Here is a 20,270-nt window from a genome sequence, read left to right as displayed (position 1 = left end):
GCCATCCGGCATTACCGCCACTCACCAGCGTCAAGATCCCTCACCTCCCCCGCCCAATCAACCGGGTAAACGCCATTGCGAACATCACGATGAAAGGTCGAAAACGGCCAGTCCTGCACCCGCCTTACCCAACCGTGCTTCACGGGGTTGAAGTAGAGGTAATCGGCATGTCGGCGAAAGTCCTTTTCGTCGCGAATCGCGTGCTCCCAGAATCGTGGCTGCCACACGTCATGGCGCATTATCGATTTGGTAAATAACTTTTTAAGCTCCCGCCAGCGAGATGAAAAGTCACAATCGTTCTCAGGAAGCGTCCAGATGCAATGCAGATGCTCAGGCAACACGACAAAAGCATCAATTTGAAAAGGCTTCGTATTTTTCACTCGGCGAATAGCAGAGCGTAATTCCGCAATCTGACGGACAAGTAAATCACTTTTCCGGTTTTTAAGATTAACCGTGAAAAACCAGGTTCCACCGTTAATGTAATAACGACGATAGTTCGACATTTTGTTCATTCCTTAAACAAAATCCAAACGTAACGGGTTAATAGCAAAAGGCAATGCGGAGAGGGTAATTCGGGAATGAGGCTCGCAGTATAAACAGCAGATTGCCGGATGGCGGCTACGCCTTATCCAGCCTACAAGTCGATCCGGTAACAACCGCAGGCCGTTGTAGGCCCGGTAAGCGAAGCGCCACCGGGCACAGCACAATCTTACTCTTTATCGCCCAGAAGTACGGATTCCAGTGCGATTTTGATCATGTCGTTGAAGGTCGTCTGACGCTCAGCGGCAGTGGTCTGCTCGTGGGTACGGATGTGGTCGGACACGGTGCAGATAGTCAGCGCTTTCGCGCCAAACTCAGCCGCAACGCCGTAGATGCCCGCCGCTTCCATCTCTACGCCCAGTACGCCGTATTTTTCCATCACGTCGAACATTTCGCCGTCCGGAGAGTAGAACAGGTCTGCAGAGAACAGGTTGCCCACGCGCGCGTCAACGCCCAGCGCTTTTGCCGCATCAACTGCGTTACGTACCATGTCGAAGTCAGCGATAGCCGCGAAGTCATGATCTTTAAAACGGATACGGTTCACTTTGGAGTCGGTGCAGGCACCCATACCGATCACCACGTCGCGCAGTTTGACGTCCATGCGCACAGCGCCGCAGGAGCCGACGCGAATGATTTTCTTCACACCGAAATCGGTGATCAGCTCTTTGGTGTAGATGGAGCAGGACGGGATACCCATACCGTGGCCCATCACGGAGATCTTACGGCCTTTGTAAGTCCCGGTGAAACCTAACATGCCGCGAACGTTGTTCACTTCGCGAACATCTTCGAGGAAAGTCTCAGCAATGTGCTTCGCGCGCAGCGGGTCGCCCGGCATCAATACGACGTCAGCGAAATCACCCATTTCTGCATTAATATGTGGAGTTGCCATCTTCAGTTCCCTTTAAATTTGTTGTTATTGCCTGATGGCGGCTACGCCTTATCAGGCCTACAAAACGTCTGTAAAAACAGTGAAATACCCTAAGGATTTCGCGTTGTAGGAAGGCGACGAATTCGTGAATCCCCGGGAGCATAGATAAACTATGTGACCGGGGTGAGCGAATGAAGTCAACGCATCTACAGCGCGAAAGACAACGGGTATCACAGCATGTTTTTACCGTAATCCATTGGCGATGTACCAAAGTAGGTCGCCAGCGTCTGGCCGATATCCGCGAAGGTTTCACGGTGACCTAAAGAGCCCGGTTTGACTTTTGGACCGTAGATCAGCACCGGAATGTGCTCACGGGTATGGTCAGTACCGGTCCAGCTCGGGTCACAGCCGTGGTCAGCGGTCAGGATCAGAATGTCATCTTCACCCACCAGCTCCATCAGCTCCGGCAGACGGCGGTCAAACAGCTCCAGACCTGCGGCGTAGCCCGCGATGTCGCGACGGTGGCCCCAGGAAGAGTCGAAGTCGACGAAGTTAGTGAAGACGATGGTCTTATCGCCCGCTTCTTTCATCTCTTTGAGGGTCGCGTCGAACAGCGCGTCCAGACCGGTCGCTTTCACTTTCTTAGTGATGCCGCAGTTGGCGTAGATGTCGGCAATCTTACCGACGGACACCACGTGGCCCTGTTTTTCATCGACCAGTTTCTGCAGCACGGTCGGCGCTGGCGGTTCAACGGCCAGGTCGTGACGGTTACCGGTACGCTGGAAGTTACCGGCCTTGTCGCCGATAAACGGACGCGCGATCACGCGGCCAATGTTGTAGCCGCCTTCGGTCAGCTCTTCACGGGCGATTTCGCACAGCTCGTAGAGTTTATCCAGGCCAAAGGTCTCTTCGTGGCAGGCAATCTGGAACACGGAGTCAGCGGAGGTGTAGAAAATCGGCTTGCCGGTTTTCATGTGCTCTTCGCCGAGCTGGTCCAGAATGACCGTACCGGAAGAGTGGCAGTTACCGAGATAGCCCGGCAGGTTGGCGCGTTTCACCAGCTTATCCAGCAGTTCCTGCGGGAAGCTGTTTTCGTGATCGCTGAAATAGCCCCAGTCGAATAGCACCGGTACGCCGGCGATTTCCCAGTGGCCGGACGGCGTATCTTTGCCGGAGGACAGTTCGTGCGCCCATGCGTATGCGCCAATAACGTCCGCGTTGCCGTCCATGCCGGCGGCAATTTTACCGGTAGAGCCTTCATGCGCTTTCACCAGACCCAGACGAGTCAGGTTAGGCAGATTCAACGGGCCTTTACGGCCATTGTCAGCTTCGCCTTTGGCGCAAGCTTCTGCGATGTGGCCCAGAGTGTCGGAACCTACGTCGCCAAAACGATCCGCGTCTTCAGTAGCGCCGATGCCGAATGAGTCCAGCACCATAATAAATGCACGTTTCATATCTTCTCCGTACTTAGTGCTTCAAAAATAATTGATCAGATCAGTATACAACTATTCAGTAATTCGACGATAGACCGAAGGTGTGCTTGCTGGCGCTTTATCGTCAAGGATAATTGCCGCTTTGACGGCCTTCGCCGCTTCCTGCCAACTGGTTTCGTCTTTGGCATGAATCACCGCCAGCGGGCGCTGCCCGTCGATGCTGTCGCCCAGACGGGCCATGTCGGTAAAGCCAACGCTGTAATCAATGGTGTCAGACGCCTGACGACGGCCGCCGCCCATCGAGACGACCGCCATCCCCAGCGCACGCGTATCCATTGCGCTGATAAACCCTTCGGTATCAGCATATACCGCTTTGCTCAACATGGCGGTCGGCAGGTATTTATCGTAGTTCTCAACGAAATCGCTCGGCCCTTTCTGCGCGGCCACCATACGACCAAAGACTTCTGCCGCTTTACCGTTATCCAGCACCGCCTGCAGTTTGGCACGCGCTTCGGCGTCGTCTTTCGCCAGCTGGCCGGAGATCAGCATCTCCACACATAGCGCCATAGTGACGTCAAACAAGCGCGGATTGCGGTATTCACCGGTCAGGAACTGCACGGCTTCACGCACTTCCACCGCGTTACCGGCGCTTGAAGCCAGCACCTGATTCATATCGGTTAACAACGCCGTAGTGCGAACTCCCGCGCCGTTTGCCACGCCGACAATCGCTTCAGCAAGGGCTTCAGAAAGTTCATAGGTTGGCATAAACGCGCCGCTGCCGACTTTGACGTCCATTACCAGCGCATCCAGCCCTTCGGCCAGTTTCTTGGCGAGGATGGAACCGGTGATCAGCGGAATAGAGTCCACCGTCGCGGTAATATCGCGGGTGGCGTAAAAACGTTTGTCCGCCGGTGCAAGCGAGCTGGTTTGCCCAATAATCGCCACACCCACGTCTTGAATAATTTCGCGGAAACGGTTGTCGTCCGGGAAGATATCAAAGCCCGGGATCGCTTCCAGTTTATCGAGCGTACCGCCGGTATGTCCGAGGCCACGACCGGAGATCATCGGCACATAACCGCCGCAGGCCGCTACCATTGGCCCCAGCATCAGAGACGTCACGTCCCCTACGCCGCCGGTCGAATGCTTATCGACAATCGGGCCATTGAGATTCAGGCTTTTCCAGTCAAGGACAGTACCGGAATCCCGCATCGCCATGGTCAGCGAAACACGCTCCGGCATGGTCATATCGTGGAAGAAGATGGTCATCGCCAGGGCGGCAATCTGCCCTTCAGAGATAGTATTGTCACGAATACCATTGATAAAGAAACGAATTTCTTCGTCACTCAACGCATGACCATCACGCTTTTTACGAATAATTTCTTGTGCGAGAAACACGGTACCCTCCTGAGGGAAAAGAGTAGAAGGCTTACATCGCCGGATGGCGGTTAACGCCTTATCCGGCCTACAGGCCTGGATTTGTAGGCCGGATAAGCGCAGCGCCATCCGGCAAATCAGAGCTTAGTAGCTGCTGGCGCTCTTACCGTCGCCGTGACCCAGCGCTTTCAGCAGGCTTGCCAGCAGGCTGGATGCGCCAAAGCGGTAGTGACGAGAATCTGCCCAGTCAGCGCCAAACAGTTCGTCTGCAATCGCGAGGAATTTCTGCGCGTCTTCCGCCGTACGTACGCCGCCCGCCGGTTTGAAGCCAACGGTTTTGGAAACGCCCATGTCGCGGATCACTTCCATCATGATGCGCGCGCTTTCCGGCGTAGCGTTTACCGGCACTTTACCGGTAGAGGTTTTGATGAAATCCGCACCGGCTTTAATGGAGATTTCAGAGGCTTTACGAATCAGCGCCTCTTCTTTCAGCTCGCCGGTTTCGATGATCACTTTCAGCAATACGTTCGCTGCGGCACAAGCGTCTTTACAGGCTTTTACCAGGTCAAAACCCACCTGCTCGTTACCGGCGATCAACGCGCGGTACGGGAATACCACGTCCACTTCGTCAGCGCCGTAGGCGATCGCCGCACGGGTTTCCGCCAGCGCAATATCGATGTCATCATTGCCATGCGGGAAGTTAGTCACCGTTGCAATGCGGATGTCCGGCGTACCTTGTTCTTTCAGAGTCTTACGCGCAATCGGGATAAAACGCGGGTAAATACAAATCGCCGCCGTATTCCCGACCGGGGTTTTTGCCTGATGACACAACGCGATCACTTTTTCATTGGTGTCGTCATCGTTCAGAGTGGTCAGATCCATCAGTTTGAGCGCACGCAGGCTGCTTGCTTTTAAATCAGTCATGACATTCTCCAACGGCATTGCCGTATAAAATTTCACCTTGCGAGTCTGTTAATATTCTAACATTCACTCGCGATTACACTTCGATATACATCACAGTTAATGAAAACTACGTACAAATTTGCATTACTGTAATGAGATCTGAATCAAATTATCCCGCCGTCACCGTCTGTTCTTCGAGCGATAAGCGCATCAGGATCAAAGTCGGTTTGCCGCCATTTTCTACAATAGCGCATCGTCCCGGCATAAAGAGGAAACGAAGATGCCTGCCTCATGCGAAACTGCGCTCCAGCAGCGTTGCCAGCAAATTGTGACCAGCCCGGTGCTCACGCCTGAACAAAAACGCCATTTTCTGGCGCTGGAAGCTGAAAACGCCCTGCCTTATCCCACCCTGCCGGAAGATGCCCGCCAGGCGCTGGATGAAGGCGTCATTTGCGATATGTTTGAGGGGCACGCCCCCTTCAAACCGCGCTACGTGTTGCCCGATTACGCCCGATTTCTGGCTAACGGTTCACAGTGGCTGGAACTGGAAGGCGCGAAAGATCTGGATGATGCGTTATCCCTACTCACCATTCTGTATCATCACGTTCCTTCCGTGACGTCCATGCCGGTTTATCTCGGCCAGCTTGATGCGTTGCTGCAACCGTATGTTAGAATTCTAACACAAGATGCGATCGATATTCGAATAAAACGTTTCTGGCGTTATCTCGACAGAACGCTGCCAGACGCCTTTATGCATGCCAATATTGGCCCTGCCGATACGCCTGTCACACGAGCGATTTTGCGCGCTGATGCCGAGCTAAAGCAGGTGGCGCCTAACCTGACGTTTATCTACGATGCGGAAATTACGCCGGACGATCTGCTGCTGGAGGTCGCCAAAAACATTTGCGAATGTAGTAAGCCACACATTTCCAATGGCCCTGTAAATGATAAAATTTTCACAAAAGGCCATTATGGCATCGTCAGTTGTTATAACTCGCTACCGCTTGGCGGCGGCGGCAGTACGCTGGTACGTCTCAACCTGAAAGCCGTGGCAGAACGCAGTACGTCTGTCGATGACTTCTTTTCACGCACGCTACCGCACTACTGCCGACAGCAGATCGCCATCATTAATTCACGATGTGAATTCCTCTATGAAAAGTCACATTTCTTTGAGAATAGCTTTCTTGTACAGGAAGGTTTGATCGATCCCGAACGTTTTGCGCCGATGTTCGGTATGTACGGGCTGGCGGAAGCCGTGAATCTGCTGTGCGAAAACGCGGGCCTAAACGCCCGTTACGGCAAGAATGAAACGGCGAACGAGCTGGGCTACCGTATTAGCGCCCAACTGGCGGATTTCGTCGAAAATACGCCAGTGAAGTATGGCTGGAAGCAACGGGCGCTGCTCCATGCCCAGTCTGGCATCAGTTCCGATATTGGCACTACGCCGGGCGCACGTCTGCCGTATGGCGATGAACCGGACCCTATCACCCATTTGCAAACCGTCGCGCCGCACCATGCCTTTTATCATGCCGGGATCAGCGACATTCTGACGCTGGACGAAACCATCAAGCGTAATCCGCAGGCGCTGGTTCAGCTTTGTCTTGGCGCGTTCAAAGCCGGGATGCGGGAATTTACCGCCAATGTCAGCGGCAACGATCTGGTGCGCGTCACCGGTTATATGGTGCGCCTGTCGGATCTGGCGAAATTTCGCGCCGAAGGCTCGCGCACGAATACCACCTGGCTGGGAGAAGAAGCCGCACGTAATACCCGCATCCTGGAACGACAGCCACGCGTAGTCAGCCATGAACAACAGATGCGCTTTAGTCAGTAAGATCATTGCGTTTTCCTGCGTCGATGGGCCAGGCAGCCGCCTGGCATTATTCTTACAGGGCTGCAATTTGCGCTGTAAGAATTGCCATAACCCGTGGACGATGGGACGCTGTAACGACTGCGGGGAATGCGTATCGCAGTGTCCGCATCACGCCCTCAGCGTTGATGGCGGGAAAGTGGTATGGCGGTCGGACGTCTGCGAGCAGTGCGATACCTGCCTGAAAATGTGCCCACAGCGGGCAACGCCAATGGCGCAAACCATGAGCGTTGACGATGTGCTGCGTCATATTCGTAAAGCATCGCTGTTTATTGAAGGTATTACCGTCAGCGGCGGAGAGGCGACCACGCAATTACCGTTTATTGTGGCGCTATTTATGGCGATCAAAGCCGATCCGCAGTTACAACGGCTGACCTGTCTGGTGGACAGTAATGGTCAGTTAAGCGAGACCGGCTGGCAGAAACTACTGCCGGTTTGCGACGGCGTAATGCTCGATCTGAAAGCCTGGAAGAGCGAGTGTCATCACCGTCTGACCGGACGTGATAACACGCATATTAAGCACAGTATCCGCTTTCTTGCTGCGCGGGGAAAACTGGCGGAGCTGCGGTTGCTGGTTATCCCGGGTCAGGTGGACTATGCGGCGCATATCGATTCACTGGCGGCGTTTATTACTTCGCTGGGCGAGGTTCCGGTGCGCCTGAATGCCTTTCATGCGCATGGCGTCTATGGCGAAGCGAAAGCCTGGCCAGGCGCGACGCCGCAAGAGGTGGAACGGCTGGCTGACGGATTGCGCGCGCGTGGGGTGGCGAAGCTGATTTTGCCGGCGCTATATTTGTAAGCGTCACCTGCCGGATGGCGGCTGCGATGCCCTCAGAGCCGAAACAAGGTAATGGTATTGCGATACAGCGTATCGGCTATCACCTCTGCGGGCTCCGGACGTAATTCGCAGAGCGCATCAAATACGCGCGCCGCCTGCTCCGGGCGATTCGGCTGCCCCTGAAACCCCTTTAGCGGCATATCCGGCGCATCGGTCTCCAGCAACAGCGCGTCCAGCGGCAACCGCGCCATAACATCACGGGTTTTACTGGCGCGCGGGTAGGTGATGGTGCCGCCGACGCCGATTTTATAGCCCAGTCGCACAAAGCGTTCGGCCTGTTGCAGACTGCCGGCAAAACCATGCACCACGCCGGTCCGCGGCAGATCCTGGCGCTTTAAATGCATCGCCAGTTTGTCATGCGTGCGCCGCGAGTGCAGGATCACCGGCAGATCGTAGCGTTTTGCCAGTTGCAGTTGCGCGTCTAAAAATCGCTCTTGCCTGGCGAACTGCGGATCGTCGCGATAAAGATCGAGACCGATCTCGCCTACCGCCACGACGTTCTGTTGTTGCGCCAGCGCCTGTTGCAGCTTATCAGGATCGTCATCGGCATGACGCTCAATCACAATGGGGTGCAATCCCAGCGCAGCATAAAGCGACGGGAAACGCGCCGCCAGCGCCAGCACGCGGGGAAAGTGCGCCGCCTCGGTCGCCGGCACGATGATTTTTTCAACGCCCGCCTCACAGGCACGCTGAATACTGGCGCGCTCATCGCCCGTAAAGGGCGGGAAATCAAAATGGCAGTGTGTATCGATAAAGCGCCAGCTCACGCCAGATCCTCGTCGGTAAATGTGGTGTCGTTTGCCTGCGGCGCGCTAATGACCTCCGCCACATGCGTATCATTGGCCACCGGCGCCGGAGGCACGACCACCGTTTCCGGCATGGCAATCCGCGACGTATGGCGCAAGAGAGGCGGCGTTGCGGCGAGCAATTTACCAACGGTGGCAAGGAAATAACGCCCGCATAATTGCCCGGTTTTGTAATCCTCACGCAGCGCCGGGATACGGCTGCCCAGCGCCATGCTGTGCAGCGGTTTCGGCGGATAAATTTCAATGATCCGCAGCTTACCCGGCGGCTTTTCAATAAATTGTTGGATCGCGCTGTAGGACGTTTCATGATGCTGCACCAGGTTGACCAACGGCTGTAGACTGCTCTCCCCCAGCCAGCGCTCCATACGCTTAAACCACTGCGGCGTGTAATACATTTGCGAGGGTACGGTGCGGATCACCACAATGGTTTTCGCCCCCCGCTTTGCCGCCTCCTGAACCGGAATGGCGTCGCTAATGCCACCGTCCAGATAGTTGATGCCCTCTAACGTAACGCCGGTACGGTAGAAACCCGGTATGGCGCTGGAGGCGCGAATGATATCAAGCCAGTTTTGTTTTGTCGGCGAGAAATAGCCCGGCGTGTAATCATCCCCCCGGCAGGCGCACATATAAAAGGATTTTCCGCTGTCGAACAGGCGCGCTGCGGTATCCATCTGCAGCGGCATTCGGGCGGCGGTGGATTCCACCAGCCAGTCGAGGTCAATAAGGTTTCCTCCGCGTACAAATCGCAGCGGATCAAAAAATTCGCGCCTGGTGGTATAGCGCATAATGACTTTACGCCCGTAGCCGGGCTGGTTGCAGAGATACGCCGAGAGATTTTGCGCACCGGCTGATGTGCCGAAGTAGAGATGGAAAGGATTAAACTGCGCGCGCATAAACTCATCCAGCACGCCTGCGGTAAAGATGCCCCGCTGCCCGCCACCCTCGCAGACCAGCGCCATACGGCCTGGCCGGAACGGTGTTAATGATAACGGCGCAATATTGCCGAGCGTAACCGGTATTCGCTGGCCCACCTCTGCCTTCCTGTTTTTCATTTTTTTCCAGGCTGACAAGGTAACGCAAAACGTTAACGGCTAAAACCGTAAAAGCCAGTCCGCTGGACTGGCTTGATAGCAATATATCTTTACAGCTGCCTGCTAGGGTCGTTTACGGCCCATGAACAGGCTGACCAGGAAGAGCACGATCCCGACGACGAAGACGATTTTCGCCGCGCCGGCAGCCGTACCAGCCAGTCCACCAAAACCCAATGCGGCGGCAATTAACGCGATAACCAGAAATATAATGCCCCAACGAAACATAAGCCTCTCCTTTACCATAGTTAATGTCGACCGCTAAATATGAGCGCTCAGGCTACTCATTCGCGATATTTTTAGTGTGGTGCACATTACGCCTCCCGACAAACGTCGGGAGGACGAATTACGACGAATTACTGAACTTTCAGATCGTTTTTAACACTTTTTACGCCATCAACGGCTTTCGCGATGCTTTCAGCGCGGTCACTTTGTTCCTGAGTTTCAACGGTACCGGAGAGCTGTACGACGCCATCGGTCGTTTCCACTTTTACTTTACGGGAAGGGACGAGATCGTCCGCCAGCAACTTGGCTTTGACTTCACTGGTCGTGGCCGTATCACCGGCATAACCTTTCACGGAACCTTCTTTATTGTCGCGAACGTGAAGTTTGTCGCTAACGGAGGTCACGCCTTCTACGCCTTTCGCCACTTTCACGGCGGCTTCAGCCTGCGCCTGGCTTTCTACAAAGCCGCTCAGGGTGACGACTTTCTGATTGGTTTCGACAGAAATATCGGTGCTTTTAATATTGTCATGGTCTACCAGCGCAGCTTTTACTTTCGCAGTGATAGCGCTGTCATCCATGAAGTTACCGACTTTATTCATAGAGCTATCGACTTTTTGCCCTGCGGTTTCGGTTCCGCTTTGCGCCTTGTCCGTTGTTGCGTTTTCTGCAAAGGCAGAACCTGTCGCAACGGCAGAGGTCAACATTACGGCCAGCAGAGTTTTAGAAATCTTCAGTCTTGTCATAGTCATCGATTTTGTCCTGTATAGTTTGCTCGTAATTTGAGCTCAGGCAACACGAGGTTGCATTGCTGAATGCGGTGAAACTCACCGGTTTCTGAAGTCAATGACTGGCATCACATTCGTGAATTTGTAACGACGCGTCGCCTGCCACCCTTCCGTTTCAGTTATTAATATCGTGACTGAAACAAATCTCAGCTTTAAGCTCTCATATTCACGCATTGAACAGGCATTAAAGCCGACATTTATGTCATCACTTTGTTAAATATAGATCACAATTTTAAAATCGCTTGTCGGTGCGTATAAAAAACAGGCAGATCGGAGAAAAAACGCGGGATTTAAGAACATTCCGTAAGCGGTTAAAAAGGCAGGGAAAGTACGAAGGCGCGGCGGATGCCGCGCCCGGAAAGGGATCAGTGTTCGCGCGTTTTACGGAACTGAACGTCAGGGTAACGTTCCTGGGTCAGGTTCAGGTTAACCATCGTGGGGGCGATATAGGTGAGGTTGTCGCCGCCATCCAGCGCCAGCTGCGTTTCATTCTTACGCTTAAACTCTTCGAATTTCTTCGCATCGGCGCTTTCCACCCAGCGCGCCGTCGCCACGTTGACGGATTCATAAATCGCCTCAACGTTGTATTCGCTTTTCAGGCGCGCGACAACAACGTCAAACTGCAAAACGCCCACGGCGCCGACAATCAGATCGTTGTTGGAGATGGGACGGAATACCTGCACCGCCCCCTCTTCAGAAAGCTGCACCAGCCCTTTCAGTAGCTGCTTCTGCTTGAGCGGATCTTTCAGGCGAATACGACGGAACAGTTCCGGCGCAAAGTTCGGGATACCGGTAAACTTCATCATCTCGCCCTGAGTGAAGGTATCGCCAATCTGAATGGTGCCGTGGTTATGCAGACCCAAAATATCGCCCGGGTACGCTTCTTCAACGTGCGAACGGTCGCCCGCCATAAAAGTTAACGCGTCGGAAATCACCACATCTTTGCCGGTACGGACCTGGCGTAGCTTCATGCCCTTCTCATACTTACCGGAAACCACGCGCATAAACGCCACGCGGTCGCGGTGTTTCGGGTCCATATTGGCCTGAATTTTAAAGACAAAACCGGTGAACTTCTCTTCCGAGGCTTCCACTGTGCGGGTATCGGTTTGACGCGGCATCGGCGCGGGCGCCCACGCCACTAAACCATCCAGCATATGGTCAACGCCAAAGTTACCCAGCGCGGTACCGAAAAATACCGGGGTAATTTCCCCTGCCAGGAACAGCTCTTCATCAAACTCGTTAGACGCGCCCTGCACCAGTTCCAGCTCGTCGCGCAGCTGCTGCGCCAGGTCTTCACCGACGGCGGCGTCCAGATCCGGGTTATTCAGCCCTTTAACGATGCGCACTTCCTGAATGGTGTGGCCCTTACCGGTCTGATAAAGATAAGTTTCATCTTTATAAAGGTGATAAACGCCCTTAAACAGCTTCCCGCAGCCAATCGGCCAGGTGATCGGCGCGCAGCCGATTTTCAGCTCATTCTCGACTTCATCCAGCAGCTCCATCGGGTCGCGGATATCACGGTCGAGTTTGTTCATAAAGGTCAGGATTGGCGTATCACGCAGACGGGTAACTTCCATCAGCTTACGAGTCCTGTCCTCAACGCCTTTTGCGGCGTCGATCACCATCAGACAGCAGTCCACCGCCGTCAGGGTACGGTAGGTATCTTCGGAGAAGTCTTCGTGCCCCGGGGTGTCCAGCAGGTTCACCAGACAGTCGTGATACGGGAACTGCATCACCGAGGTGGTGATAGAGATACCACGCTGTTTTTCCATCTCCATCCAGTCAGATTTTGCATGTTGGCTGGAGCCACGGCCTTTTACCGTACCGGCGGTCTGAATCGCCTGTCCGAACAGCAACACTTTTTCGGTAATGGTGGTTTTACCGGCGTCCGGGTGAGAAATAATGGCAAAAGTGCGGCGTTTGGCCACCTCTTGCAAATAAGGAGACAACGTCATAGTCAAATCTTCTTGAGTAAGCGCGGCGTTTGACCACGCATGTTGAATACGAAAAATGCGGCTATTTTACCCATCAACCTGGGGGAGGCAATCAGTGTTTACACAGGAGCTGCTCCAGTTCGCTTAATGACGCCACAGTCCAGGTTGGATGAATACCCGCGGGCTGCTCGCGATGATGCGCGTTAAGCCAGCAGGTCGACAGTCCGGCGTTAATGCCGCCAAGAATATCGGATTCCGCGGTATCGCCAACCATTAATACGCGCGAGCGGTCAGGGTTCCCCGCCTGCTCCAGGGCGTAGTTAAAGATTTTCGGATCGGGCTTCGCGACGCCAACCTGCTCGGAAATCACCAGCAGATCGAAATACTCGCGCAGCCCGGTGCGCTCCAGACGAGTTTGTTGTAGCGCGGTAAAACCGTTAGTAATAATACCGATTTTAGCCTGCCCGCGAATCGCATTAAGTAGCGAAACGGCGCCCGGCAAAGGAGAACAGATCTCCGCCATCGCACTAATAAAAGCGTCATTCAGCAGCCCCGGCGCAACGTTTAGCCGTTCAGCCCAACTTTGAAAACGCGCGTGCTGCAATTGTAATGAGGTAATCGCGCCGTTCTGATAATCCACCCATAGCGGCTTATTCACGGCCTGGTAATCCTGGAAATCCTCAGCGGTAAAGGTGACGCTATAGTCAAGGAACATCCGCTGTAAACCGGTGAAAGAATCAAACGTAAACAGCGTTTCATCGGCATCAAAGAAAATCCAGTCCCACTTCATCATTACACCTTGCCTCTTTTATTACATGCTTATCGGTAACGCCATGATGATGGCGTCCTCATGCCCTTGTGCCGTGGGATAGTAATTGCGGCGAATCGTCGCCTCGTTAAACCCCAGACTTTCATACAGCGCGATGGCGGCAGCGTTAGAGGCGCGTACCTCCAGCCATAGCGTTACAACACCGCGTTTTTCCAGTTCATCAATCAGATGCTCAAGCAGCATACGCCCCAGCCCCCGACGCTGAAAATCCGGATCGACGGCAATATTGAACAGCGTCGCTTCGTCCAGCACCACCTGTGTAATGGCAAACGCGGCCATTCTGTCAGCAGCGGTCAGCTTAAGATTGAGATACCGTTCGCCCTGGTTGCCGAAAAACGTTTTTTCGCTCCACGGAAACGCATGAGCGCGTTGCTCAATCTGCCAGGCTGCGGGGAGATCGGTCGTGCTGAGGATAGAAATCGTGTTCATGTTCGCAGATTTGTTGCCATAGTGCGGCGCGTGCCGCCGGGTTTGCCCGGAGTTCATTAAACGCCGGCGTCGTGACCTGAGCGCCTTCGAGTTGGAGCGGCGCGTCAGTTCCTAACCGCCAGCTATTACAACGGCTGCCCTGCGGCAGCATGGCGACGCGCTCAGGCGCCAGGGATAAAACCTGATCGGGACTCACGGTCAACGCGCGTAAAATATCGCGCATTAGCGGCTCGTTCAGCGCGGGTAATTCCTCTGCAACCACGATCAGACGAACGTGCGCGGGAAGGGAAATCGCAATCTCGCCTTGTAGCGCGCCAGGACGTCGCAGCGCCCACTGCGTAATACCCAGTTGCTGTAACTGCCAGTCTCGTCGGGATGTCATAGCGAAACGCTCCTGTAATCAGGGGCGCAAATATAGCAAATCTGTCGAATCTCCGCCATCAAACTACTATAATCGCCGCCAGTCTGAATTAAGGAGCATTCCATGTCTGCTTTTACCCCGGCAAGTGAAGTCTTGCTGCGCCACAGTGATGATTTCGAACAAAGCCGTATTCTTTTTGCCGGAGATTTGCAGGATGACCTGCCCGCGCGCTTTGAATGCGCCGCCAGCCGCGCGTATACGCAACAGTTTCACCACTGGCAGGCGTTAAGCCGCCAGATGGGCGATAACGTCCGTTTTAGCCTGGTCGCGCAAGCCAGCGATGTCGCTGACTGCGATACGCTGATCTACTACTGGCCGAAAAATAAACCCGAAGCGCAGTTCCAGTTGATGAATATTTTGTCGCTGATGCCGGTGGGCAGCGATGTTTTCGTCGTGGGGGAAAACCGCAGCGGCGTGCGTAGCGCCGAACCGATGCTGGCGGACTATGCGCCGCTGAACAAAGTAGATAGCGCGCGACGTTGCGGCCTTTACCATGGTCGTCTGGAAAAGCAGCCGCAGTTTAGTCTTGAATCCTGGTGGGCCGAGTACAACATCGACGGGCTGACTATCAAAACGTTGCCGGGCGTATTCAGCCGCGACGGACTGGATGTCGGTAGCCAACTGCTGCTGTCTACGCTGACGCCGCACACCAAAGGTAAAGTGCTGGATGTCGGCTGCGGCGCTGGCGTGCTTTCCGCCGCGCTGGCCAGCCATTCGCCGAAAGTGCGCCTGACGCTGTGTGACGTCAGCGCTCCGGCGGTGGAAGCCAGCCGCGCCACGCTTGCCGCTAATGGCCTTGAAGGCGAGGTATTCGCCAGCAACGTCTTTTCGGAAGTCAAAGGACGTTTTGACATGATCATCTCCAACCCGCCGTTCCACGACGGAATGCAAACCAGCCTCGATGCGGCGCAAACGCTCATTCGCGGCGCAGTGCGCCATCTGAACAGCGGCGGAGAGTTACGCATCGTGGCGAACGCCTTTCTGCCCTATCCTAAAATTCTGGATGAGACTTTTGGCTTCCATGAAGTCATCGCGCAAACCGGGCGCTTTAAGGTTTATCGTACCGTGATGACCCGTCAGGCGAAGAAATAGTTGGCCTGATAAGCGCAGCGCCATCTGGTTGCATGTGCCGGATGGCGACGCCAGGCGTCTTATCCAACCTACGTCTCGCGCCCATTTTTGCAGCAATCAATCTATCCCATGCAATTAACTATTGACGAATAGCTGAAAACCACTAGAATGCGCCTCCGTGGTAGTGATTCTTTTCAAGAATCGATGGTATGCGAAGGTGGCGGAATTGGTAGACGCGCTAGCTTCAGGTGTTAGTGTCCTTACGGACGTGGGGGTTCAAGTCCCCCCCCTCGCACCAATTATCTTATCTTTCCTTTGTCTCTTCATTTTCATCCCTGATTCCAGTTCATCATTGCCAACATCATGCCGCCAATAAGCGCTATACACGATGGCAGCAGTACAAAATGCCGTAATTGTTTGTGATACAACATCAGCGCAGACAGTAGCAATCCTGATACAATCAACAGCTTCAGCGCATAAGCTGACAGGCCGATAAACGCCAGTCCAACAATAATCACTCCAGGCAATAATACGCCCCATCCGCTGCCTAACGTTCGCTGCAACATGGTTTCACCTCTGGAATTGATAATGATAACCAATATCATATGATATATTTTCTCATTTGTCAGCCAGGGAGGAAGCTAAAGAGATGAGTTTTACTTAACGGTTGATGACACGTATTCAGTAAGGTGATAAATTGTCCGACTGTTAACGTAAAAACAACAACACCTCGCTTTAGGCGACCTTTTCTCATACGTTATTTTCATGTTGGCGCCCGATTCCGTGTATATCACCGATAAATAACGACAATTACCCATGACAACACCATCCTGGCGGTCGCTTCGTATTAAGAAGTATCAGTTTTCTTTACGTCTTTTCTTGTTTCTCAACGCCGTGTCGGCGCTATTTACTCTCGTTTTCCCCCTTTATCAAATCAATGTATTTTGCACGCCAATGATTGGGATAATGGTCCTGAGCGTATTACTGTTGATATGGCATGGGAAATATGGACAAAAAAGAATTAATCTCCCCTTTATCTCCCTACTCTTTGGGGGAATATGGGCGGCGCATATTGCGCTAAAGTATCCGGCATTAGGCCATTATGATTTCTCTTTTTTACTGATTTCCCTGCTTAGCGTTCTGTTTATCGGCTCGATAGCCTTTGCCGCGAATATCGTCGCGTTTACGCTCTATTCGCTACCGCCAGTCGCGGTCTGCCTGTGGCTGAACGGTAATGAACAAGGTTTGCGAATTCTCTATTTGCTGGCCCTGCCAATGGTGGGAATCGCTATTCAACATGTTATCCAGAAACGCTACGATAATTTTGCCCAACAGCTCATGTTTAAGCTGCTGGCCGAGCGGGAAACCCTCAATGGCCTGAGTATGCTTGATCCATTAACCGGCTTATATAACCGCCGTGGCCTGCAAAATCGGCTGGATACGTTACAGGAGCCGGGCAGCCATGAACACTACGTCCTGCTATTGGATATCGATCATTTCAAAGCGTACAACGATCACTACGGTCATATGATGGGCGATCAGGCGTTAATCCGCGTCTCAGCGGCAATTCGGGACGCCGTTCGATCGCGCGATGTCGTCTGCCGTTTTGGCGGGGAAGAATTTCTGGTGTTGCTGACCACCGCCGAACCACAGCAAGCCCGCGCTACCGCAGAACGTATCCGACAGGAAGTATACGATCTTAAAATCCCGCATATGTTTAACGAAAGCGTCGCCACCAATGTCACTGTCAGTATCGGCATTGCGCCCCTGACGGATCGCAATATCGGAGACGCTATCGAAAAAGCGGATAAAGCGCTCTACGAAGCCAAGCATCTTGGACGTAACCACATTCTGGTCAGCGACGACATGCGCGCCCTATGAATCCTGCTGGCGTAATCGTGCTACGCCAACAGCGTTAACCATAAACCGCTTGCCATCGTTTATCGCTATCGATAGGATTAGCAATCATTATCATTTAGATTAACATCATTAAACTGCGCTATGGCCTACCGTTCCGCACCGATTGCTGACGATATTATCTGGCGAGCTGCTCCCCAGCCGGAAGACGCCTCGCTGGCGGACGCAGTACGCGAGACGATCGCCTCTACCCGTAAGCACCTGTTGGACTTCATCCGGCTGGATGAAACGCCGCCGCCAACGGCGATGACTCTTGCCCAGTGGACGCACCCCGCGACGTTTCGTTCATTGCTGGCCGCCTATTCCGATCACATCTATCGACACACGCCAGGCCTGCCACGTGAAAATAAGCCGTTACTCTCCCTGTGGGCGCAATGGTATATCGGGCTGATGGTGCCGCCGCTGATGCTGGCATTACTGACGCAAGCGCGCGCTATCAATGTCTCGGCAGAACATATTCACGTTGAATTTCATGAAACCGGGCGCGCCGCGTGTTTCTGGCTTGATGTGCATCAGGATAACCTGGCAACGGAGCGTTCCCCGGAAGAACGAATGGAAACGCTGATAGTCTCCGCACTACAGCCGGTCATTCAGGCGCTGGAGGCGACTGGCGACATCAACGCGAAACTTATCTGGAGCAATACCGGTTATTTAATCAACTGGTATCTGACTGAGATGAAACCGCTGCTTGGCGAAGCCCTGCTGGCAACGCTACGCCAGCGCTGTTTTTTTGAAAAGCAGCTATCCGACGGTCAGGATAACCCGCTGTGGCGGACCGTCGTAATGCGCGACGGTCTTCTGGTACGCAGAACCTGCTGTCAACGTTACCGCTTACCTGATGTACAGCAGTGCGGCGACTGCACGCTAAAGTAAACCGCTTTACGTTACCTTCAGTTATCGTCACGGCTTACTGCTGCTGGCCTGTCACATTATTATATTTACAGCGGCGCTCTCCGTATGCCAAATTACGTTTTGCCATTTTTGGGTCTACCGTGGCTATTGGTAAGGTCTCAGGAGAGAAGAATGAGTCTGCAATCTGTACGGCAATTTCTGGCCGATCATGCTCCCGATATTGAAATTATCGAATTAAATCAAAGTACAGCGACTGTCGAGCTGGCAGCCAAAGCGCACAACGTAGAGCCAGGGCAGATAGCTAAGACGCTCTCGCTTAAAGTAAAAGACACCATTATCCTGGTGGTCGCGAAAGGCGATGCCCGCCTGGATAATAAGAAGCTTAAAACCACTTTCGGCGCAAAAGCCCGTATGTTGAGCAGCGATGAAGTGGTCAATGCAACCGGACATCCTGTCGGAGGCGTATGTCCCTTCGGGCTGGAGCACCCGCTGCCCGTTTATTGCGACATCTCTCTGAAGGGGTATAACGAAGTCTTGCCTGCCGCAGGCGCCACGCACAGCGCGGTACGCATCACGCCGGAAAGAATGGCTGAACTGACATCGGCGACCTGGGTAGACGTGTGCCAATAACGTGCCTGACACCCGGATTCCCCGAACAAGCACGGCGCATCCGGCACGGGCTATACCCGATGCTGGAGCGCGGTAGCATCTCCGGCGCGCAGATATAACAGAATATCCGCCGCATCGAGTAACCCGGCATCAGAACTCACGCCCAGCTTGGACATCACATTAAACTTATGCGCCCGGATAGTCTTAATGTTACGTTCTAACTGGACGGCAATTTGCGGCATTGAGTAGCCGTTCGACATAAAACGCAGAATCTCCCGCTCGGTTGGACTAAGCATACAATTCTGGTGAAGTTCCCAAAGATTGTCTGTACGCTCCGTTGTCCGCCGGGCGCTATTAAGCGATGTAAATAAGGCATCCTGTAAAACATCCAACGGAGACGCTTTGCTGATGACTCCATCCAGCGGCAGCGGGGATAGCGCGCTGATTAAGCGGGCTTCAGCATCATCATCGGCAATCACCAGACGTCGCATATGGGGATAATTTATCGCCAGTTCCGTCAGGCTGGATAATCCTGTCCGGCGTTCAGTTCTTAACGCAGAAAGAGAAAAAATAACGGCAGAAAACGGCGTCTTTAGCGCAGCCTTATAAAACGCGGATGGTTTTGAAAAAATATGAAGCGTATGTCGGCAATCCGGCATTGCATCAAATAGCCCTTTAATACCAATGGTGCTCATCACGCATTTTTCTACGAGCGCAACATTTCTCTTGCTGATTCTGTTTTCCATTCCATGGTTTCTCCATATACCGAAGGTAGGTTCAATTCTCTGGCTCCCTGAGAACTGTTTATCCATGCATACATCTCTGCATTACTGTGTATTGATAAGCGTCGCATGGCGCTATTTTTTTGGGCGCTAATTGTTTTATTACTTTTTTTAAGTAACGCCGCAATTTGGTTAATGCCCCACCCTTTTCCTAAAAGGCGTAATACTTTTCGTTCAGACAGCGTAAGGACAATCGGCCTGTCGCGGGACTCCTGAATTTCAGACGGCACCTGAGGCGATAATAACGTTTTGCTTATTCTTTCTGAGCGAGCGTTTCCCGCACGGATAACGCTAATAAGATTCTCAATTGGCTCTTCGTCTGAAAGCAAGGTGCTGACGGGGCCCATCAGGAGATCAACCGCATGTGGATAGCTGGATTTAGGAACCAGAAATACCCAATGTATGTCGCGATATTGCGAGAGTAAGCTATAAAAATATTCGCAGATAGCACGGGGAGAGGCATTGTTAACTGCTAAATCAGCAATAACTAAATTACTTCGGCGTAGTTGTAACAGCGTTAGCTCTTCTATCGTACGGCAATACGCCAGTTTATAATCGGGGAAATTACCTGTTATAGCCCCTTTAAGGCCTTCCTGTATAAGGGGGGTTTTACTGATAATAAGTCCATTTTTGCAGCATCCTGGCAGCATAATTCCTCCGCACCCACGCCGCCCCTTTTCATTGTCCCATTAATAAAAA

Annotated in this window: 22 protein-coding genes and 1 tRNA gene; 7 read left to right on the top strand and 16 right to left on the bottom strand. The window is 53.3% G+C overall.

The annotated features are described in order from the left end of the window. Positions 1–11 precede the first annotated feature (11 nt). The 5 genes from ACLD3P_RS16340 to deoC all read right to left on the bottom strand — a co-directional run bounded on the left by ACLD3P_RS16340 (position 12) and on the right by deoC (position 5,139). On the bottom strand, positions 12–503 hold the full coding sequence (locus ACLD3P_RS16340; RefSeq protein WP_000073956.1) for an REP-associated tyrosine transposase: 492 nt from the start codon (positions 501–503) through the stop codon (positions 12–14). Between the two features lie 206 nt (positions 504–709). Then, entirely contained in the window at positions 710–1,429 is a 720-nt protein-coding gene (gene deoD, locus ACLD3P_RS16335) for a purine-nucleoside phosphorylase (RefSeq protein ID WP_000224864.1), read from the bottom strand. A 209-nt stretch (positions 1,430–1,638) separates the two neighbouring features. Next, positions 1,639–2,862 (bottom strand): phosphopentomutase, encoded by a 1,224-nt coding sequence (gene deoB, locus ACLD3P_RS16330; protein WP_000816454.1) that lies wholly within the window; start codon positions 2,860–2,862, stop codon positions 1,639–1,641. A gap of 51 nt (positions 2,863–2,913) precedes the next feature. Next, positions 2,914–4,236 (bottom strand): thymidine phosphorylase, encoded by a 1,323-nt coding sequence (gene deoA, locus ACLD3P_RS16325; protein WP_000477840.1) that lies wholly within the window; start codon positions 4,234–4,236, stop codon positions 2,914–2,916. Positions 4,237–4,359: 123 nt separating this feature from the next. Next, positions 4,360–5,139, bottom strand: coding sequence for a deoxyribose-phosphate aldolase (gene deoC / locus ACLD3P_RS16320; RefSeq protein WP_001519713.1), 780 nt, complete (start codon positions 5,137–5,139; stop codon positions 4,360–4,362). 259 nt (positions 5,140–5,398) lie between these two features. On the opposite strand from deoC, the gene ACLD3P_RS16315 reads away from it, so the two are divergent. Together ACLD3P_RS16315 and ACLD3P_RS16310 are read left to right on the top strand one after the other, a co-directional pair. Continuing rightward, the gene (locus ACLD3P_RS16315; protein WP_001111686.1) at positions 5,399–6,949 is read left to right on the top strand and encodes a YjjI family glycine radical enzyme; all 1,551 of its coding nucleotides are present in this window, start codon (positions 5,399–5,401) and stop codon (positions 6,947–6,949) included. Further along, positions 6,921–7,784 carry a YjjW family glycine radical enzyme activase gene (locus ACLD3P_RS16310; protein WP_131046638.1) on the top strand — a complete coding sequence of 288 codons (864 nt, stop codon included), beginning with the start codon at positions 6,921–6,923 and terminating at the stop codon, positions 7,782–7,784. Before ACLD3P_RS16315 ends, ACLD3P_RS16310 begins: the two co-directional genes overlap by 29 nt. A 32-nt stretch (positions 7,785–7,816) precedes the next feature. Here ACLD3P_RS16310 and ACLD3P_RS16305 read toward each other — a convergent pair whose 3' ends face one another. From ACLD3P_RS16305 to ACLD3P_RS16270, 8 genes are all read right to left on the bottom strand, one after another. After that, positions 7,817–8,590 (bottom strand): metal-dependent hydrolase, encoded by a 774-nt coding sequence (locus ACLD3P_RS16305; protein ID WP_000119005.1) that lies wholly within the window; start codon positions 8,588–8,590, stop codon positions 7,817–7,819. Further along, complete coding sequence (locus ACLD3P_RS16300) at positions 8,587–9,660, bottom strand: patatin family protein (protein ID WP_131046708.1); 1,074 nt, start codon at positions 9,658–9,660, stop codon at positions 8,587–8,589. Before ACLD3P_RS16300 ends, ACLD3P_RS16305 begins: the two co-directional genes overlap by 4 nt. Before the next feature lie 123 nt (positions 9,661–9,783). Next, on the bottom strand, positions 9,784–9,945 hold the full coding sequence (locus tag ACLD3P_RS16295) for a DUF1328 domain-containing protein (protein WP_000490276.1): 162 nt from the start codon (positions 9,943–9,945) through the stop codon (positions 9,784–9,786). A 128-nt stretch (positions 9,946–10,073) separates the two neighbouring features. Next, positions 10,074–10,691, bottom strand: a complete 618-nt coding sequence (osmY, locus tag ACLD3P_RS16290; protein ID WP_000178963.1) for a molecular chaperone OsmY — start codon at positions 10,689–10,691, stop codon at positions 10,074–10,076. 401 nt (positions 10,692–11,092) lie between these two features. Then, positions 11,093–12,682 carry a peptide chain release factor 3 gene (gene prfC, locus ACLD3P_RS16285; RefSeq protein WP_000175965.1) on the bottom strand — a complete coding sequence of 530 codons (1,590 nt, stop codon included), beginning with the start codon at positions 12,680–12,682 and terminating at the stop codon, positions 11,093–11,095. 91 nt (positions 12,683–12,773) lie between these two features. Continuing rightward, positions 12,774–13,451: a pyrimidine 5'-nucleotidase gene (gene yjjG / locus ACLD3P_RS16280; protein WP_000870686.1), complete on the bottom strand. Its 678-nt coding sequence runs from the start codon at positions 13,449–13,451 to the stop codon at positions 12,774–12,776. A gap of 21 nt (positions 13,452–13,472) precedes the next feature. After that, positions 13,473–13,919, bottom strand: coding sequence for a ribosomal protein S18-alanine N-acetyltransferase (gene rimI / locus ACLD3P_RS16275; RefSeq protein WP_001092434.1), 447 nt, complete (start codon positions 13,917–13,919; stop codon positions 13,473–13,475). Further along, positions 13,864–14,301, bottom strand: a complete 438-nt coding sequence (locus tag ACLD3P_RS16270) for a DNA polymerase III subunit psi (RefSeq protein WP_000204003.1) — start codon at positions 14,299–14,301, stop codon at positions 13,864–13,866. The genes rimI and ACLD3P_RS16270 overlap by 56 nt, the downstream gene beginning before the upstream one ends. A 102-nt stretch (positions 14,302–14,403) precedes the next feature. Here ACLD3P_RS16270 and rsmC point away from each other — a divergent pair, with 102 nt between their 5' ends. Beyond that, the gene (gene rsmC, locus ACLD3P_RS16265) at positions 14,404–15,432 is read left to right on the top strand and encodes a 16S rRNA (guanine(1207)-N(2))-methyltransferase RsmC (protein WP_001272293.1); all 1,029 of its coding nucleotides are present in this window, start codon (positions 14,404–14,406) and stop codon (positions 15,430–15,432) included. 190 nt (positions 15,433–15,622) lie between these two features. Continuing rightward, a tRNA-Leu gene (locus ACLD3P_RS16260) sits at positions 15,623–15,709 on the top strand. Between the two features lie 31 nt (positions 15,710–15,740). Here ACLD3P_RS16260 and ACLD3P_RS16255 read toward each other — a convergent pair. After that, positions 15,741–15,977 (bottom strand): DUF1435 domain-containing protein, encoded by a 237-nt coding sequence (locus tag ACLD3P_RS16255; RefSeq protein WP_000941878.1) that lies wholly within the window; start codon positions 15,975–15,977, stop codon positions 15,741–15,743. 250 nt (positions 15,978–16,227) lie between these two features. On the opposite strand from ACLD3P_RS16255, the gene ACLD3P_RS16250 reads away from it, so the two are divergent. From ACLD3P_RS16250 to ACLD3P_RS16240, 3 genes are all read left to right on the top strand, one after another. Further along, on the top strand, positions 16,228–17,292 hold the full coding sequence (locus ACLD3P_RS16250; RefSeq protein WP_131046639.1) for a GGDEF domain-containing protein: 1,065 nt from the start codon (positions 16,228–16,230) through the stop codon (positions 17,290–17,292). Between the two features lie 120 nt (positions 17,293–17,412). Beyond that, complete coding sequence (fhuF, locus tag ACLD3P_RS16245; RefSeq protein ID WP_411006506.1) at positions 17,413–18,201, top strand: siderophore-iron reductase FhuF; 789 nt, start codon at positions 17,413–17,415, stop codon at positions 18,199–18,201. Positions 18,202–18,351: 150 nt separating this feature from the next. Beyond that, positions 18,352–18,810 (top strand): YbaK/EbsC family protein, encoded by a 459-nt coding sequence (locus tag ACLD3P_RS16240; protein WP_000058276.1) that lies wholly within the window; start codon positions 18,352–18,354, stop codon positions 18,808–18,810. Between the two features lie 50 nt (positions 18,811–18,860). Here the strand turns inward: ACLD3P_RS16240 and bglJ are convergent, their stop codons facing one another. Then, positions 18,861–19,535, bottom strand: coding sequence for a DNA-binding transcriptional activator BglJ (gene bglJ, locus ACLD3P_RS16235; RefSeq protein ID WP_000431546.1), 675 nt, complete (start codon positions 19,533–19,535; stop codon positions 18,861–18,863). Then, positions 19,496–20,221, bottom strand: a complete 726-nt coding sequence (locus ACLD3P_RS16230) for a helix-turn-helix transcriptional regulator (RefSeq protein ID WP_076936325.1) — start codon at positions 20,219–20,221, stop codon at positions 19,496–19,498. Before ACLD3P_RS16230 ends, bglJ begins: the two co-directional genes overlap by 40 nt. Between the last annotated feature and the right edge of the window lie 49 nt (positions 20,222–20,270).

Source organism: Salmonella sp. 741265073_HBA, assembly GCF_046569105.1.
GTDB classification, from domain to species: Bacteria; Pseudomonadota; Gammaproteobacteria; order Enterobacterales; family Enterobacteriaceae; genus Salmonella; species Salmonella enterica.
This window is presented reverse-complemented; position numbering and strand designations above follow the sequence as displayed.